Origin of the sequence: Hungatella effluvii, assembly GCF_003201875.1 — a bacterium.
GTDB lineage: Bacteria > Bacillota > Clostridia > Lachnospirales > Lachnospiraceae > Hungatella > Hungatella effluvii.
The window spans coordinates 340,409-355,796 of the sequence record NZ_QJKD01000004.1; the positions used below are offsets into that span (position 1 = coordinate 340,409).

At 51.3% G+C, this 15,388-nt stretch carries 13 protein-coding genes and 1 riboswitch; of the genes, 11 read left to right on the forward strand and 2 right to left on the reverse strand.

All coding sequences use genetic code 11. The annotated features are described in order from the left end of the window. Window positions 1-101: 101 nt before the first annotated feature. From DFR60_RS10160 to DFR60_RS10190, 7 genes are all read left to right on the forward strand, one after another. Window positions 102-521 carry a MarR family winged helix-turn-helix transcriptional regulator gene (locus tag DFR60_RS10160; RefSeq protein WP_110322791.1) on the forward strand — a complete coding sequence of 140 codons (420 nt, stop codon included), beginning with the start codon at window positions 102-104 and terminating at the stop codon, window positions 519-521. A 13-nt stretch (window positions 522-534) separates the two neighbouring features. Further along, window positions 535-1,887: an MATE family efflux transporter gene (locus DFR60_RS10165; RefSeq protein ID WP_110322792.1), complete on the forward strand. Its 1,353-nt coding sequence runs from the start codon at window positions 535-537 to the stop codon at window positions 1,885-1,887. A gap of 57 nt (window positions 1,888-1,944) precedes the next feature. Continuing rightward, complete coding sequence (gene cbiQ / locus DFR60_RS10170) at window positions 1,945-2,769, forward strand: cobalt ECF transporter T component CbiQ (RefSeq protein WP_110322793.1); 825 nt, start codon at window positions 1,945-1,947, stop codon at window positions 2,767-2,769. A gap of 49 nt (window positions 2,770-2,818) precedes the next feature. Then, the gene (locus DFR60_RS10175) at window positions 2,819-3,706 is read left to right on the forward strand and encodes an energy-coupling factor ABC transporter ATP-binding protein (RefSeq protein ID WP_110322794.1); all 888 of its coding nucleotides are present in this window, start codon (window positions 2,819-2,821) and stop codon (window positions 3,704-3,706) included. Between the two features lie 27 nt (window positions 3,707-3,733). Continuing rightward, window positions 3,734-3,918, forward strand: a riboswitch (cobalamin riboswitch). Window positions 3,919-4,088: 170 nt separating this feature from the next. Continuing rightward, window positions 4,089-4,838, forward strand: coding sequence for an energy-coupling factor ABC transporter permease (locus DFR60_RS10180; RefSeq protein ID WP_110322795.1), 750 nt, complete (start codon window positions 4,089-4,091; stop codon window positions 4,836-4,838). A gap of 96 nt (window positions 4,839-4,934) precedes the next feature. Then, on the forward strand, window positions 4,935-5,258 hold the full coding sequence (locus tag DFR60_RS10185) for an energy-coupling factor ABC transporter substrate-binding protein (protein WP_110322796.1): 324 nt from the start codon (window positions 4,935-4,937) through the stop codon (window positions 5,256-5,258). Between the two features lie 280 nt (window positions 5,259-5,538). Then, window positions 5,539-6,522, forward strand: coding sequence for an AraC family transcriptional regulator (locus DFR60_RS10190; protein WP_243005033.1), 984 nt, complete (start codon window positions 5,539-5,541; stop codon window positions 6,520-6,522). A gap of 90 nt (window positions 6,523-6,612) precedes the next feature. Here DFR60_RS10190 and DFR60_RS10195 read toward each other — a convergent pair whose 3' ends face one another. Next, window positions 6,613-7,194, reverse strand: a complete 582-nt coding sequence (locus tag DFR60_RS10195) for a hypothetical protein (protein ID WP_110322797.1) — start codon at window positions 7,192-7,194, stop codon at window positions 6,613-6,615. A 194-nt stretch (window positions 7,195-7,388) separates the two neighbouring features. Here DFR60_RS10195 and DFR60_RS10200 point away from each other — a divergent pair, with 194 nt between their 5' ends. The 3 genes from DFR60_RS10200 to DFR60_RS10210 all read left to right on the forward strand — a co-directional run bounded on the left by DFR60_RS10200 (window position 7,389) and on the right by DFR60_RS10210 (window position 11,985). Beyond that, window positions 7,389-8,144 carry an exodeoxyribonuclease III gene (locus tag DFR60_RS10200; protein ID WP_110322798.1) on the forward strand — a complete coding sequence of 252 codons (756 nt, stop codon included), beginning with the start codon at window positions 7,389-7,391 and terminating at the stop codon, window positions 8,142-8,144. 53 nt (window positions 8,145-8,197) lie between these two features. Beyond that, entirely contained in the window at window positions 8,198-10,051 is a 1,854-nt protein-coding gene (locus DFR60_RS10205) for an ABC-F family ATP-binding cassette domain-containing protein (RefSeq protein WP_110322799.1), read from the forward strand. A 65-nt stretch (window positions 10,052-10,116) separates the two neighbouring features. Then, window positions 10,117-11,985, forward strand: a complete 1,869-nt coding sequence (locus DFR60_RS10210; protein WP_110322800.1) for an alpha amylase C-terminal domain-containing protein — start codon at window positions 10,117-10,119, stop codon at window positions 11,983-11,985. 91 nt (window positions 11,986-12,076) lie between these two features. On the opposite strand, the gene DFR60_RS10215 is transcribed toward DFR60_RS10210, so the two are convergent. Further along, window positions 12,077-12,559: an S-ribosylhomocysteine lyase gene (locus tag DFR60_RS10215; RefSeq protein WP_110322801.1), complete on the reverse strand. Its 483-nt coding sequence runs from the start codon at window positions 12,557-12,559 to the stop codon at window positions 12,077-12,079. Window positions 12,560-12,719: 160 nt separating this feature from the next. Here DFR60_RS10215 and DFR60_RS10220 point away from each other — a divergent pair, with 160 nt between their 5' ends. After that, window positions 12,720-15,326, forward strand: coding sequence for a cation-translocating P-type ATPase (locus tag DFR60_RS10220; protein WP_110322802.1), 2,607 nt, complete (start codon window positions 12,720-12,722; stop codon window positions 15,324-15,326). The last annotated feature ends 62 nt before the right edge of the window (window positions 15,327-15,388 follow it).

Consider the following 15,388-nt stretch of genomic DNA (forward strand, 5'->3'; position numbering starts at 1 on the left):
TCAAATTTGCACTTGACATTTACCGAAAATATGTTATAACCTAATAGTTAGGAACCGAACTATATAGACTTCAGATTCAGCTAAGTACAGGGGGAAGCACGATGGATACAGGAAAACTGATCAATAAAATTTCCATACGCCTAAGACGCAGATCGGAAAAGATGGGAAAAAATTTCGGAATTACAGAAGTTCAGGGGCGGATTCTGGATTTTATCCTGGTTGACGGCAGAGACCGGCCGCTGTACCAGAAAGACATTGAGAAAGAGTTCGGGCTGCGGCCATCGACGGCTACGGAGCTGCTGAAGACGCTGGAGAGCAGAAAGATGATACAGCGGGTCAGCAGTGAAGAGGATGGGAGATATAAGAAGATTCAGTTTACGGAGGCGGCGGAGGACATCCGGATGGCGCTGCAGCAGGAGATCCAGAAGACGGAGGGACTGCTTGTTGAGGGAATCTCCCGGGAAGATTTAAATACATTTATGAAGGTTGCAGAGAGAATGCTGGAGAACCTGGAACGATAAGAAGGAGAAAAGTATGTCAAAGAATAACACATTATCGGACGATTTTACTCAGGGAAGTATCGTGGGGAAGCTTGTCAAATTTATGATCCCGGTGCTGGGCGCGCTGATTCTGCAGGCGATGTACGGCGCGGTAGATTTACTCGTTGTGGGGCAGTTTGGAACCGATGCGGGTATCTCGGCGGTGGCGACGGGGAGCAACATCATCAATCTGGTTACATTTGTGATTACCGCTCTTGTGATGGGCGTGACGGTTTTAATCAGCCGTTACCTCGGAGAGAAGCGGAACGAACGGATCGGCGGTGTAATTGGAGGGACGGTCTGTTTTTTTGTGATTTTTACGGCGGTCATCATGGCCCTGCTCCTGTTTCTGGCTCCTGTTTTTGCATCACTGCTCAATGCCCCGGAACAGGCCTACGACCTGACGGTGCAGTATGTGAGAATCTGCGGCGTGGGAATTGTATTCGTGGTAGCTTATAATGTGATCAGCGGCATCTTCCGCGGGCTGGGAAATTCGAAGCTGCCGCTGATTTTTGTCCTGATCGCCTGTATCGTAAATGTTATCGGAGATCTGCTTTTTGTGGCAGTCTTTCACATGAATGTGGCGGGCGCCGCGCTGGCCACGATTCTGGCCCAGGCGGTCAGCGTGGTTCTGTCTCTGCTTATTATCCGCAGACAGAAGCTGCCTTTCACCATTAAGAAAAGTGATATCCGCTTTAACCGTGAGATTCTGGTATTTTTAAAGCTGGGGATACCGCTGGCGCTTCAGGAAATGCTGACAAATATATCATTTTTAATTCTCTGTGCGATTGTAAATGGAATCGGCCTTGAGGCGTCCTCCGGGTATGGTATCGCCCAGAAGGTCATTTCCTTTGTCATGTTGATCCCTTCTGCGCTGATGCAGTCCATGTCGGCCTTTGTGGCGCAGAATGTGGGGGCCGGCAAAGAGGAGCGGGCCAGGAAGGCAATGCTCACGGGAATGGGGCTCGGCGTCTGCGTCGGAGTGTTTATCTTTGCGGTTACGTTTTTCAGAGGGGATATCCCGGCGTCGCTGTTTACCTCCAATGAGGCTTATATCGTGCGGGGCGCGGAGTACTTAAAGGGATTCAGCCCGGAGGCCATACTTACCTGTATTGTATTCAGTTATATCGGCTACTTTAACGGCCACGGCATGTCGCTTCCCGTTATGCTGCAGGGAATAACGGCATCGTTTCTCGTGAGGGTGCCGCTGTCGTATGTGTTCAGCCTAAAGGATGGGGCCAGCCTGTTTGATATTGGACTGGCGGTGCCGCTGGCTTCGGTGTATGGGATTGTGTTCTTTACGGTGTGGTATGGGTGGTATCGGAAGTGTAAAGGGCAGAAGGCATAAATTACCATTTTATTTGCCATACGCCTCCTCCCGTTATATAATGGGTCATATCGGCCAATGCCGGTAAATAGATCAAGGGAGGTGAAACCAATTCACAGAGGTCATAAACACGATGCGGCGCATTCGATTGATTTCTATGCCTATGAGTCGCGGCTCAGAAGCTGGAATGCGGGGCTTAAGATGGCGGTGGGCATGGCGGCGCTCTGTCTGTGCATCGCGGCGGACAAGCTGTCGGTGTCGGTATTTGTAATCTTTACCATGGCTTGCATTACGGTTATGGCGGGAGGCTTATCGCCTGCGCGGTATTTAAAGCTGCTTACGATTCCTCTCGCCTTTCTTTTTATGGGGACCGTGGCGATTGCCGCAGGTATTTCGCGCAGGCCCTGCGGCGACTGGTATATAAGCGTTCCATGGTTTTCGCTCTACGTGACGAAGGCCGGGCTTTTGCAGGCTGTGCTGCTGTTTACCAGAGCGCTGGGGGCGGTCAGTGCCATGTACATGATGACGCTTGCCACGCCGGCCAGTGAGATGATCGGAGTCTTAAAGCGCATACACGTACCGAAAATGATTGTGGAACTGATGTATCTGATTTACCGCTTTATTTTCGTTTTGAGCGACACCCACAGTCAGATGAAACAGGCCGCTGTTTCCCGGCTGGGAACCTGCGATTTTAGGACATCCTGCCGTACCTTCGGAAGCACTGCCGGCAATCTGCTGGTGGCATCGTTAAAAAGGGCGGACACGTATTATGACTCTCTATTGTCCCGGTGCTACGACGGGGATCTCTGTTTCCTAGAGGAAGAGAAGCGGATCAGGGGAAGCCAGGCGGCAGCGGCAGCAGGATACTTACTGCTGATTGCGGCAGTGTGGATTCTACTGTAGTCCGACATCGGAGTGATACAGAGAAAATGAGAGGAAAGGTGGTGAGTATGTGGACGAGAACAGAGGAGATGTGATTCTGGAGACAGAGCATCTCTGCTATTCCTACGACAGCAGAAAAACGGCCCTCCAGGATGTGAATTTATCGGTCAGAAAGGGTGAGCGGATCGCGGTACTGGGGTCCAACGGAGCAGGAAAATCCACGTGTTTTCTGAATCTGAACGGTGTGCTGTCACCAGATTCCGGGAAAATCTTATACCGGGGTACCGAAATTACAAAAAAGAACCGGAATGAACTGCGAAAGCACGTTGGAATTGTGTTTCAGGAGGCGGATAATCAGATTATTGCATCAACGGTGGCTGCGGAGGTTTCATTTGGGCCCATGAATTTAAAGCTTCCGGCCGCGGAGGTGAAACGGCGCGTGGATGAGGCCCTTGCCTGTATGAACTTAGTAGAGATGAAAGACAGGCCGCCTCACTATCTCAGCGGCGGTGAGAAGAAACGGGTCTGTATCGCGGATATAGTGGCGATGGAGTCGGAACTCTTCCTGTTTGATGAGCCGACGGCTTCGCTGGACCCTCTGAATACGGCAATATTCGAGGCGGTTCTGGATAAGCTGTGGAATATGGGGAAAACTCTTTTGATTTCTACCCATGATGTGGATTTTGCCTGGAGATGGGCGGACCGGGCGTTGGTATTTGCCGGGGGCCGTCTGATTGCGGATGACTCGCCGCGCCGTATTTTCCAGGATGAAAGCGTGGTGTCGCAGGCGAACTTAAGAAAGCCGGTACTGTTGGACGTGTGCGGCCGGCTGGCGGCCCATGGACTGGTGCCTGACGGTTCATATGCAAAAGATACAGAGGAACTGGAACGGCTGCTGTGCCGGCAGCAGGAAGCAGGCAGTTTGAAAATGAGAGCAGACGGCGTTAAATGTATTTGACAGCCGGAGCCGTTTTCGTGTACAATACAATAGAATTACGCAAGAGGTGCCTGTGAAATTCTCCGCAGGATAATAGGGAATAGGGTGAAAATCCCTTACGGTCCCGCCGCTGTAAAAGAGGAGCAGGGCTCGATAAATCACTGGGTAACCGGGAAGATGAGCTGCTGTGATGAACCTTGAGTCAGAAGACCTGCCTGTTGCGATACGATGCGTCCGGTTACGAGCGATGACCGGAGGCCGAAGCCTTTTTTTGCGTCCGGAAAATCGGAGATCTCTGTGAAGACAGGGGATAAGAGCGAAGAAGAGGCTGTCGTTAAAGTACCGGTCTGATGAGTGGGAATCATCGGATGAGGTGCTTATTTTTTTTGAAGGGAGAATAGAGATGACGAAGAAAGAAAAAAGAATCATGACACTTGCAGTCGCATTTGCATTTACGTTCGGCGTTATGCCGGTCTCGTATGCGATGCACATTATGGAGGGGTATCTGCCTTTGGGCTACTGCCTGGTATGGGGAGCTGTCTGTGTGCCGTTCCTGGCCGCCGGATTTTTTTCCATCCGCCGTACACTGGGTGAAAACAGAAAGAACATCACCGTGCTTGCCATGGCCGGGGCGTTTATTTTTGTGATTTCGTCCCTGAAGATTCCGTCTGTTACGGGCAGCTGCTCTCATATGACCGGAACCGGTCTCGGGGCGATCCTGTTTGGGCCGTCGGCAGTGAGCATCCTTGGAATTATTGTATTGATTTTCCAGGCGGTTTTACTGGCGCATGGGGGACTCACCACGCTGGGTGCCAATACCTTCTCTATGGCGGTTGCTGGTCCGTTCGTGGCTTTTGGGATCTATAAATTATGCGGAAAGTTAAAGGTAAACCGCTACGTATCCGTATTTCTTGCGGCTGCCCTTGGCGATCTGTTTACATACTGCGTAACCAGCCTTCAGCTGGCGCTGGCCTATCCTGCAGAGCAGGGCGGTGTGGCTCTGTCTGCGGCGAAGTTTTTAGGCGTGTTTGCGCCGACACAGCTGCCGCTGGCCATCATTGAGGGACTTCTCACCACTGTTATCATCATAGCGCTGGAATCCTACGCCGGGCCGGAGCTTTCCAGTATCGGATTTGCAAAGCCACACCACTAAGTTCGTGAAAGACCTCACTAAGTGGAGATGGCATGTATCGCACGTAAGCGGCCAAAGGACGTCCGCTAAGTGCTCATAACAAGGAGGCAAAATAAGATGGATAAGAATAAAAAAATGATTGTAACCGTTTTACTGGCCATTGCCTGCCTGATCGCAATTATTCCGCTGTTCGCGTTAAAAGGCGCAGAATTCGGCGGATCCGACGATGCGGGAAGCCAGATGGTGGCGGAGATCCGTGGAGAAGAGTATGAGCCGTGGTTCACCCCGGTAATGGAAACCCTGATTCAGGGCGAACTCCCGGGCGAGGTGGAAAGCCTGCTGTTCTGCATTCAGACCGGAATCGGCGTCGGCATCATGGCCTTTGTCATGGGACGTTTCGTAGAACGGAAGAAATGGATGGCAAAAAAAGAAAATAGATAAAACTAGTACGGCATTGTGTAGATAGCAAGTGCTATATCACAGGGATTTATGCAATGCCGTACTAGCAGTTTTATAGGGCCGGGAAATTCCTTCTGATGGAATTTCCCGGCTTATTTTTTGCCTGCGGCTGTAAGTCTGACAGCCAGAAGGCGTGAACGGGAGATAAAAGGAGGGGAAATGGAAAAAAACTGGACCGTTGGAAAGCTTGCAGGCAGCAAGAAATGTGACAAAAATGTTCTTGTTTTCTGGTATGATAAAGAAAAGACAGGAGGCGGGGATCATGGCGAGTGAATTGGGGGCTGCGAATTACGAGGAGGCGGCTGATGGGAATGATAAGCTGGAGAGCAAAATGGATGACAAGATGAGTAATCAGATGAGCAACAAGATGAAACACACACCAACTAATATAGAAGAAATATCTGCAGTCATTGACTATATCGAAGAATATCTGATGGAGGAGCGGCTGGATTTAGAAAGTATTGCTGCGGCTTTCAACTATTCCAGATACCATTTGCACCGCATGTTTGGATCTGTTACCGATTTTCCCATGCATACCTATCTTATGAGGCGCAGGCTGACTGAGGCGGCCCGTATGCTGGTGTTTTCAGAAAGGCCTGTTCTGGAAATTGCACTGGCTTCCGGATACGAAACGCAGCGCTCGTTTTCAAGGGCGTTTCAGAAGTATTTTAAACACAGTCCATCCCAATACCGGAAGAAAGGTGATTTCTTCCCGCTGCAGCTGAAATACGATGTCTCCCGCCGGGAAAAACTGCGGGGAGACAGGATACTCGAGGTGGCCATGACGGAGGCAAAGACGATATCCATCGTTGGCTGCTGCGGTTCCACAAAGGGCGGTTTCTCTGTGATCGGTAGGTGCTGGAGGCGGCTTCATGCGAAAAAGGACCGGATCTCCGGCCGCACGGACGAGGAATTTCTGATTGGGGTAAATGACTACTCTTATTATCCCTGTCAGGGAATGGATAAGGTGTTCCGGTATGTTGCGGGAGCAGAGGTCTCCGAAGAACACACGGTTCCCAGAGGAATGCAGGAATTTACACTCCCGGCCGGCCGTTATGCTGTGTTTTCCTTCCGCGGAAGGAATGAGGACAGCCTCCAGCCGGTGGTGGAATACATCTATGGGGAGTGGTTTCCTGAATCCACCTGTCGGTTTGACGACGGCAGACGGTATGATTTTGCAAGGTATGGGGAACGGTTGGACGAAAAGGGGGAAAGTGATATTCAGTTATGGGTGCCGGTTATCTGAGCACCCCTTTTTTCATCCATAGAAAAGTTTGTCCCATGAATGAAATAAACTCCAGAGGACAGGGTGCCCCACGCCCTGTTCCTCATCAGATCAGTCAGACAAATTGATTCCCGTAATCATCATCGTTCCATTTACATCATTGAACACAACCGCCCCGTTTTCGCCCATCATCACGCCAGCTCCGTAGGAGTCAAGCTGCGATTCCTGTACTGCTGCGATGGTGTCCTTCATCTTATGGGTAAACAGAGTATCTGAGCCGAGGGCGATCAGGTCATCCCGTGTCTCAAGCTCGCGGCCATCCCCTGATTCCAGGGATATGTAGACCGGATAGCCGCAAAGATCTGCAAAACCTTCCATATCAGCCGACGCAACGGCCTTTTTTATTTTTAGAGCAAATGCGGCCGCTCTCTCGGATTCTGTTTCTGAAGCGTTTTCTTCCTCCGTTTCACTGGACTGTTCCGAAGGCGAAAGGAAAGCTTCCCCGGTATCATCAATTGAAGTTTCCTCGCTATCTGCTGATTCGGCGGAGAAGGTTTCTCCGTTATCCGTATCTTTTTCATATGTAGAAGAGACTGTCTCGGAAGAAGCGGACGACGCCGGTGCAAACGCGCAGCCGGAAATGCCCATGGATACTGACAGCGCGAGGGCGGCCAGCCTGTTTAAATGCTTCATATAGATAAGTCCTCCTTTTCATGTATTCAGTGGCAGTATATCATTCCGACAGAGCGGAATCAACTTGAGAATGATTCTTATGGATCAGATCTGGCGGAAATTTTCATCTGAAAATTTCCACCAAGATTAATCTTTTCTATTGTCCAGGAAAATGCTATACTTACATTATCTATTGTCTAAGGAGAGACTGTTAAATGAAAAAATTGATATCATGGAATGTTAATGGCCTTCGCGCCTGCGTAGGTAAAGGTTTTTTAGATTATTTTCACGAAGTGAAGGCGGATATTTTCTGCATACAGGAGAGCAAGCTTTCAGAGGGACAGATTGAACTGGATCTGCCGGGCTACCATCAGTACTGGAATTACGCGGAGAAGAAAGGCTATTCGGGAACCGCCATGTTCACGAAGGAGGCGCCGTTATCGGTTGTGTACGGCATCGGAATAGAGGAGCACGATCATGAGGGCCGTGTAATAACGGCGGAATTTCCCGACTATTACGTTGTCACCTGCTATACTCCCAATTCCAAGGACGGGCTGGCGCGCCTGCCGTACCGTATGACATGGGAGGATGCATTTCTTCAGTATTTAAAAGGGCTGGACGAGAAGAAGCCGGTTATTTTCTGCGGTGATTTAAATGTGGCTCATAAGGAGATCGACTTGAAGAATCCGAAGACAAACCGGAAGAATGCGGGCTTTACAGACGAAGAGCGCGGCAAGTTTACAGATCTTCTGGAGGCTGGCTTCATCGACACCTTCCGCTGGTTCTATCCGGACAGAGAGGAGATTTACTCCTGGTGGTCCTACCGGTTCAGCGCCAGATCCAAGAACGCAGGCTGGAGAATTGACTATTTCTGCGTATCGGAATCGTTAAAGGACAGGCTGGTCAGTGCGGATATCCATACGGAGATACTCGGTTCCGATCATTGCCCGGTGGAACTGGTGATTGAATAGAAGCGTGGATTCTATACGGCGATGAATAAGGAACGGAGAGACGAATTACAAAGATGAATTTATTAACGATAGAACATTTAACAAAATCATACACCGAGCGGCTGCTCTTTGACGATACCAGCTTCAGCATCAATGAGGGCGAGAAGATCGGCCTTATCGGGATCAATGGAACGGGGAAATCGACGCTTTTGAAGATTGTGGCAGGGCTGGAGGAACCGGACGACGGAAGCGTGGTGCGCGGACGTAATCTGGATATCCGGTTTTTATCTCAGAATCCGAAGTTTCATGACGGCGATACGATCCTGGAAAGCATTGTCCGTGAAAATGAGGGACACACTCACAATCCGCTGAACGCAGGTGAGGGGGACTTTCCGATGTGGGACTTAGAGAGCCAGGCGAAGACGATGCTCACGAAGCTGGGCTTCACGGATTTTGACGACCGCGTGGAGACCCTCTCGGGCGGCCAGAGAAAGCGGGTGGCGCTGGTAAGCGTCCTTCTTTCCACGGCGGATTTACTGGTATTGGACGAGCCGACCAACCATCTGGACAGCGCCATGGCGGACTGGCTGGAGACGTATCTGCGCCGGTTTAACGGAGCGCTCTTAATGGTAACCCATGACCGGTATTTCCTGGACAGTGTAACGAACCGGATTGTGGAGCTGGACAAGGGCAAAATATACAGCTATCAGGCCAATTACGAGGGGTATCTGGAACTGAAGGCCCAGCGCCTCGATATGGAACAGGCCACGGAACGCAAACGCCAGTCCCTCTTAAGAGTAGAGCTGGAATGGATGCAGCGCGGCGCACGGGCCAGGTCAACCAAGCAGAAAGCCCATATTGAACGGTTTGAGACACTGAGGGACCAGAAGGGGCCGGAGGCGGATCAGAACGTGGAGCTGGACTCTGTTTCCAGCCGGCTGGGCCGCACGACAGTGGAGCTGGAGGACATCAGCAAGGCCTATGGCGACAAGGTTCTGATGAGGGATTTCACCTATATTTTCCTGAAAAATGACCGCATCGGCATCATCGGTCCCAATGGAAGCGGAAAATCCACGCTGATGAAGATTATAGCCGGATGGCTGGAGCCGGATGCGGGTCATGTGACAGTCGGACAGACTGTCAAGATGGGATATTTCTCCCAGGAGAATGAAGCCATGGACGGAAGCGTCAAGGTGATCGACTATATTCGCGGTGCCGCAGAGTATGTGAAGACGAAGGACGGCAGCATAAGCGCGTCTCAGATGCTGGAGCGCTTTCTCTTCCCAGCCAGTGTGCAGTATACGGTGATCGACAAACTTTCGGGAGGAGAGAAACGGAGGTTATACCTGCTTCGCATCCTGATGGAAGCGCCCAACGTCCTGCTTCTGGATGAGCCGACCAATGACCTGGACATTCAGACGCTGACGATTCTCGAGGATTATTTGGACAGCTTTCAGGGAATTGTTATCACGGTCTCCCATGATCGGTATTTCCTGGACCGTGTAGTAAGGCGGATCTTCGCATTCGAGGGCGAGGGCCGGGTGGCTCAGTATGAGGGCGGCTACACGGATTATCAGGCGGCTTTCGCGGAGAAGTATCCGGAGGGGATGCTGCCAGCGGGAATGGGGGCCGGCAAGAAGCCTTCCGATGGAAAAGAGGGGAAGAAGACCACCGAAAAGCCCAAGGGAGAGAAAAAACTCCGGTTCTCATTTAAAGAGCAGAGAGAATGGGACACAATAGAGGATACAATAGCAGCTGTGGAAGAAAAAATCGCCGATCTGGATGCACAGATTGAGAAAAGTGTCAGCAATTATACGAAATTGAATGAATTGATGGAAGAAAAGAGAATACAGGAACAGCTTCTCGAAGAAAAGATGGAACGCTGGATGATTCTTAACGATCTGGCGGAACGGATCGAGAAGCAGTAACTCGTCTTATGGCGGACCGCCGGAACGAGAAATGAGACCACCGGCAGATAGAGGAGATAAGCGGTATGGAAGGATATAGAATTGCTAAGCAGGACAACAGAATTTATTCCATGGGACTTACCGGAGTTGATGGCGGGATTCATGTGTGTGTAGCCGCACAGGGAGAGGTGTGTGATCTTCTTTTATACCACAGCGGGGAGGAGACAGAATATGCACGGCTGCATTTCCCGCAGGAGGCAAGGCGCGGGGATGTCTGGAACATGACCGTTCTCGGCGATTTTTCAGGACTGGAGTACTGCTTCGAGCTTGATGGAAAGCTGCTTGCCGACCCTTACGGAAAACAGTTTACCGGAAGAGAGGTCTGGGGTGATCTATCTGCGGCAGAGCGTCCCATGAGATCGCCGGTCGTCGCGGAGGACTTCGACTGGGAGGGAGATAAGCCTTTAAAGATTCCATATGAAGAGATGATTCTTTACCGGGCGCATGTGAGGGGATTTACTAAAAATACCGCTTCCAGAGCGAAAGACAAGGGGACCTTCCGCGCGTTGATTGAAAAGATCCCGTATTTAAAAGAGCTGGGCGTCACGAGTCTGGAGCTTCTCCCCGTAAATGAATTTTCGGAGCTGATGATGCCGGAGCATGTGGATGGAAATCCTTACGCTGTGGATAAACCCACTGGAAAATTGAATTATTGGGGATATACCACCGGTTATTATTTCGCGCCGAAGGCTTCCTATTGTTCAGGAAAAGAAAAACACCCGGTAACAGAGTTCAAAAACCTTGTGAAGGCGTTTCATAAAGAGGGCCTGGAACTGATTATAGAGCTTTACTTTACCGGAAAGGAAAATCCTGCGTTTGTCCTCGATGCGGTCCGTTACTGGACGGAGGAATTTCATGTGGATGGAGTTCATCTGGTGGGATTTACCCCCAATGATCTGATAGGACGCGACCCGTATTTAAGCGGCACAAAGCTGTTTGCCACCTCCTGGCTCGGTGTTCCGGGCGGGCATGAAAAGCATCTGGCTGAGTATAACGATGGTTTTCTGGTAGACATGCGCCGGGCCTTAAAGGGCGATGAGGATGAGATGAATCATCTGATCTTCCGAAGCAGACGCAATCCCGCGGAGTTCGGTGTGGTCAATTATATGGCCAATACCAACGGATTTACGCTGATGGACATGGTGTCGTATGATACGAAGCATAATGAGGCTAACGGCGAGGGCAATCAGGACGGCAATCCCTATAATTACTCCTGGAACTGCGGCGTGGAAGGGCACACAAGGCGAAAGAAGATTGTGGAGCTGCGGAAGAAGCAGATCAGGAATGCGCTCCTGATGCTGTTCTTAAGCCAGGGAACTCCGCTTCTGCTGGCTGGAGACGAGTTCGGCAATTCTAAGGACGGCAACAACAATTCCTACTGCCAGGATAATGAGGTCTCGTGGCTGAATTGGAATCTTTTGAAAACCAACCGGGATATCTATGAATTTACGAAGGCGGTAATTGCCTTCCGGAAGAGTCATCCGGTATTCCATATGGCCACAGAGCCGAAGGTTATGGATTACTTATCCTGCGGCAGGCCGGATGTTTCCTACCATGGCGTAAAGGCGTGGCGGCCGGAATTTGAAAATTTCCGGAGGCAGATCGGCATTATGTACTGCGGAGAATATGGAAAGAAACCGGATGGGACCGCGGACGACAGCTTCTTTGTCGCATATAATATGCACTGGGAGCCCCATGAGTTTGATTTGCCCAATCTGCCCAAGAAGCAGAAATGGCATATTGTGTTTAATACCGACGAAAAAGACAGCAATGGAATGTATTCGGAGGTTTCAGTGTCTGAGGATGGCGGTGAGATGGTCGGCGCAATGCCGGTGATGGAGTCCAGGCAGTTTGAGGTTCCGCCGAGGACGATTGTGGTGTTTGTGGGTAGATGATGGCGGTAAACGCCCAACAAAGAAGAGCAGGCTAAAGTCTGGACAGATATCAATCTGTCAGGATCTCAGTCTGCTCTTCTTTCTGACGTTTTTAGTCTTCCGGATACACAAGATGCTTCTCATCAATACCATATAAAACATGATCCAGGTATTTCCCCGCGATATACTTCGCCATTCCCAGATTCATATCGAGGTAGTTTCCGCAGTCTCTGGCAGCAGCCCCGGGGACTTCGCCTTCAAAATCACGGATGAACTCAAAAAGCTCTGTCATGAGGGGGACGATGTCCTTTGACTCATAATCCCCGGACAGGAGCAGGTAGAAACCGGTGCGGCAGCCCATGGGGCCGAAATAGAGGACACGGGAGCTGTACTCCGCGTGATTTCTTAAAAATGTTGCGCCCAAGTGTTCTATGGTATGAATTTCAGCGGTATTGATAACCGGCTCGTAATTCGGCCGGGTCATGCGTAAATCAAAGGTCGTGACGGTATGGCCGCCTGCGGTATCCTTCCTCGAGACATAGATGCCCGGAAGAAGTTTTAAATGATTAATGGTAAAGCTCGTTATTTTATCCATAAAACGTCTCCTTTCAGCAGTTCATAAATACCTGCCTGTATCAGTATAACGGATGGAAAAGGGAAATGGAAGGGCAGCTGTCCGCTTTTATTAAATTTCATGCATGAAAAGCAATTTTTGACTCATACCATAGTAGGAGAGATGGGGAAGGAGCGTCAGCATGGAAGAATGGTTTCATTTATCAGAAGAAGAAGCACTGGGGCGCTTAGAGGCGGCGAGATCCGGGCTTTCTTCCCGGGAAGCGGCAGTGCGGAAGGAGGAATTTGGGCCGAATGCCCTTCGGGCGGGGGAAAAACGGAGTGCCCTCCAGGTATTTCTGGACCAGTTTAAGGATCTTCTGGTCATCATTTTAATCATAGCGGCAGTCATCTCCATGATATCGGGAGATGTGGAGAGCACCGCAGTCATATTCGCGGTGCTCCTTTTAAATGCGGTTCTGGGCACCGTGGAACACCAGAAAGCAGAAAAGTCTTTAGACAGTTTAAAATCCCTCTCCGCGCCCATGGCGGGGGTCCTTCGTGACGGCCGGAGGCAGGAGATTCTGTCCTCCGACGTGGTGCCGGGAGATATTCTCCTGTTGGAGGCCGGGGATATGGTGGCGGCAGACGGGCGTCTCCTGGAGACGTATTCCCTGTTAGTGAACGAGAGTTCCCTGACGGGAGAGTCCATCAATGTGGAAAAGAAGACAGGAAAGATCAGGACAGAAAAGGTACCGCTGGCAGAACAGCACAATATGGTATTTTCCGGCTCGCTGGTGGCGGCGGGGCGCGGCACTGTTCTGGTCACCGGCACCGGCATGAACACCGAGATCGGAAGAATCGCCGCGCTGATGAACGGCACAGGGGAGAAGAAGACGCCTCTTCAGATTAGTCTGGATCAGTTTGGCAGCCATCTGGCGGCGGGAATCCTGATCATCTGCGCTCTGGTCTTCGGACTCAGTATTTACCGCAGGATGCCGGTGCTGGATTCGCTGATGTTCGCGGTGGCGCTGGCGGTGGCGGCCATCCCGGAGGCGCTCAGCTCCATTGTCACCATCGTGCAGGCCATGGGAACGCAGAAGATGGCGAAGGAACACGCGATTATCAAGGACTTAAAGGCCGTGGAGAGCCTGGGATGCGTCTCGGTTATCTGCTCCGACAAGACGGGAACCCTGACACAGAACAGAATGACGGTGGAGGAAGTTTATGTAAACAACCGCCTCTATCCGCCTGAAAATCTAAGCCTGGAAAATCTGGTTCAGCGGTACCTGCTTTATGATGCGGTCCTGACGAATGATGCTTCCTGCGCGGACGGGAAAATGCTGGGTGATCCAACGGAAGCGGCCCTGGTTGTCATGGGGCGGAAACTCGGAATCCAGGAAACAGAGCTGAGGCATTCCATGCCGAGAATCGGAGAACTTCCGTTTGACTCTGACAGGAAGCTGATGACCACCGTGCACCGCGTTGACGGCGTGCGGGTGATGTTTACCAAGGGAGCCCTGGACATTCTGCTTCCCCGCTGTGAATCGATCCTGACAGGAGAAGGCGTCCGCGTGATGCGGGAAAATGACCGCCAGCGGATCAACGCGCAAAATCTGGATTTTTCGCGGCAGGGGCTGCGTGTTCTCACCTTTGTATACAAAAAAATGGGAGAAAAGGAGATTCTGACGGAGAAGTCGGAATCCGGATACATATTTTTAGGAATGACAGCCATGATGGACCCGCCGAGACCGGAATCGAAAAATGCGGTCTTAAATGCCAGACGTGCCGGAATCAGGCCGGTCATGATTACAGGGGACCACAAGATCACAGCCGCGGCCATTGCGGAGAAGATTGGAATATTAAACGAAGGCGGTATCGCCGTGAGCGGTCCTGAGCTGGACGACATGGCGGATGAGGAGCTGGACCGGAATCTGGAACGGATCAACGTGTACGCCCGGGTATCCCCGGAGCATAAGATCAGAATCGTCAGCGCATGGCAGCGAAAGGGCCATATTGTGGCCATGACGGGAGATGGCGTCAATGACGCGCCGGCTCTTAAGAAGGCCGACATCGGCGTGGCCATGGGAAAGATGGGAACGGAGGTCTCCAAAGACGCGGCTTCCATGATCCTGACGGATGATAACTTTGCCACTATCATCAAGGCCGTAGCCAACGGCCGAAATGTATACCGCAATATTCGTAATGCAATTAAATTCCTGCTGTCCGGCAACATGGCGGGGATTTTGAGCGTCCTGTATACATCCCTGATGGCGCTGCCGACGCCATTTGCGCCGGTGCACCTCCTGTTTATCAATCTGGTAACGGATTCCCTTCCGGCCATTGCCATCGGAATGGAGAAGGCGGAACCGGGGCTTCTGACGAAAAAACCGAGAAATCCGAAGGAAGGAATTCTGACGAAACGGTTTATCCTTCAGATTCTTCTCCAGGGGGCGCTCATAGCGGTCTGCACGATGACCGCCTACCATACCGGTCTGGCCACGGGCAGCGAGGCGGCGGCCAGTACCATGGCGTTTTCCACCCTGACCCTGGCGAGACTGTTCCATGGCTTCAACTGCCGCAGCTCTCACTCCATCTTTAAGATTGGTCTGATGAGCAACCTGTATAGTATCATGGCGTTTGAGGCGGGGGTGGTGCTTCTGGCCGCGGTTCTGTTTGTGCCTGGGCTTCAGACCCTGTTCTCCGTAGCCGATCTATCGGTGAGACAGCTGCTCACCATTGTTATATTTGCGGTGGTGCCGACACTGGTGATCCAGGCGTTTAAGACGGTGCGGGAGAGCATGCGGTAAGGCCGGTAATCTGCTGTTTGCTTATTAAGCTGCTGTGCTTTAAAAATAACTGGCGTTCCGGA

What these genes read in the sequence shown, in the direction of transcription:
- DFR60_RS10160 (WP_110322791.1), top strand. Translation starts at nt 102, where the DNA reads ATGGATACAGGAAAACTGATCAATAAAATTTCCATACGCCTAAGACGC.
- DFR60_RS10165 (WP_110322792.1), top strand. Translation starts at nt 535, where the DNA reads ATGTCAAAGAATAACACATTATCGGACGATTTTACTCAGGGAAGTATC.
- cbiQ (WP_110322793.1), top strand. Translation starts at nt 1,945, where the DNA reads ATGCCGGTAAATAGATCAAGGGAGGTGAAACCAATTCACAGAGGTCAT.
- DFR60_RS10180 (WP_110322795.1), top strand. Translation starts at nt 4,089, where the DNA reads ATGACGAAGAAAGAAAAAAGAATCATGACACTTGCAGTCGCATTTGCA.
- DFR60_RS10185 (WP_110322796.1), top strand. Translation starts at nt 4,935, where the DNA reads ATGGATAAGAATAAAAAAATGATTGTAACCGTTTTACTGGCCATTGCC.
- DFR60_RS10190 (WP_243005033.1), top strand. Translation starts at nt 5,539, where the DNA reads ATGGCGAGTGAATTGGGGGCTGCGAATTACGAGGAGGCGGCTGATGGG.
- DFR60_RS10195 (WP_110322797.1), bottom strand. Translation starts at nt 7,194, where the DNA reads ATGAAGCATTTAAACAGGCTGGCCGCCCTCGCGCTGTCAGTATCCATG.
- DFR60_RS10200 (WP_110322798.1), top strand. Translation starts at nt 7,389, where the DNA reads ATGAAAAAATTGATATCATGGAATGTTAATGGCCTTCGCGCCTGCGTA.
- DFR60_RS10205 (WP_110322799.1), top strand. Translation starts at nt 8,198, where the DNA reads ATGAATTTATTAACGATAGAACATTTAACAAAATCATACACCGAGCGG.
- DFR60_RS10210 (WP_110322800.1), top strand. Translation starts at nt 10,117, where the DNA reads ATGGAAGGATATAGAATTGCTAAGCAGGACAACAGAATTTATTCCATG.
- DFR60_RS10215 (WP_110322801.1), bottom strand. Translation starts at nt 12,559, where the DNA reads ATGGATAAAATAACGAGCTTTACCATTAATCATTTAAAACTTCTTCCG.
- DFR60_RS10220 (WP_110322802.1), top strand. Translation starts at nt 12,720, where the DNA reads ATGGAAGAATGGTTTCATTTATCAGAAGAAGAAGCACTGGGGCGCTTA.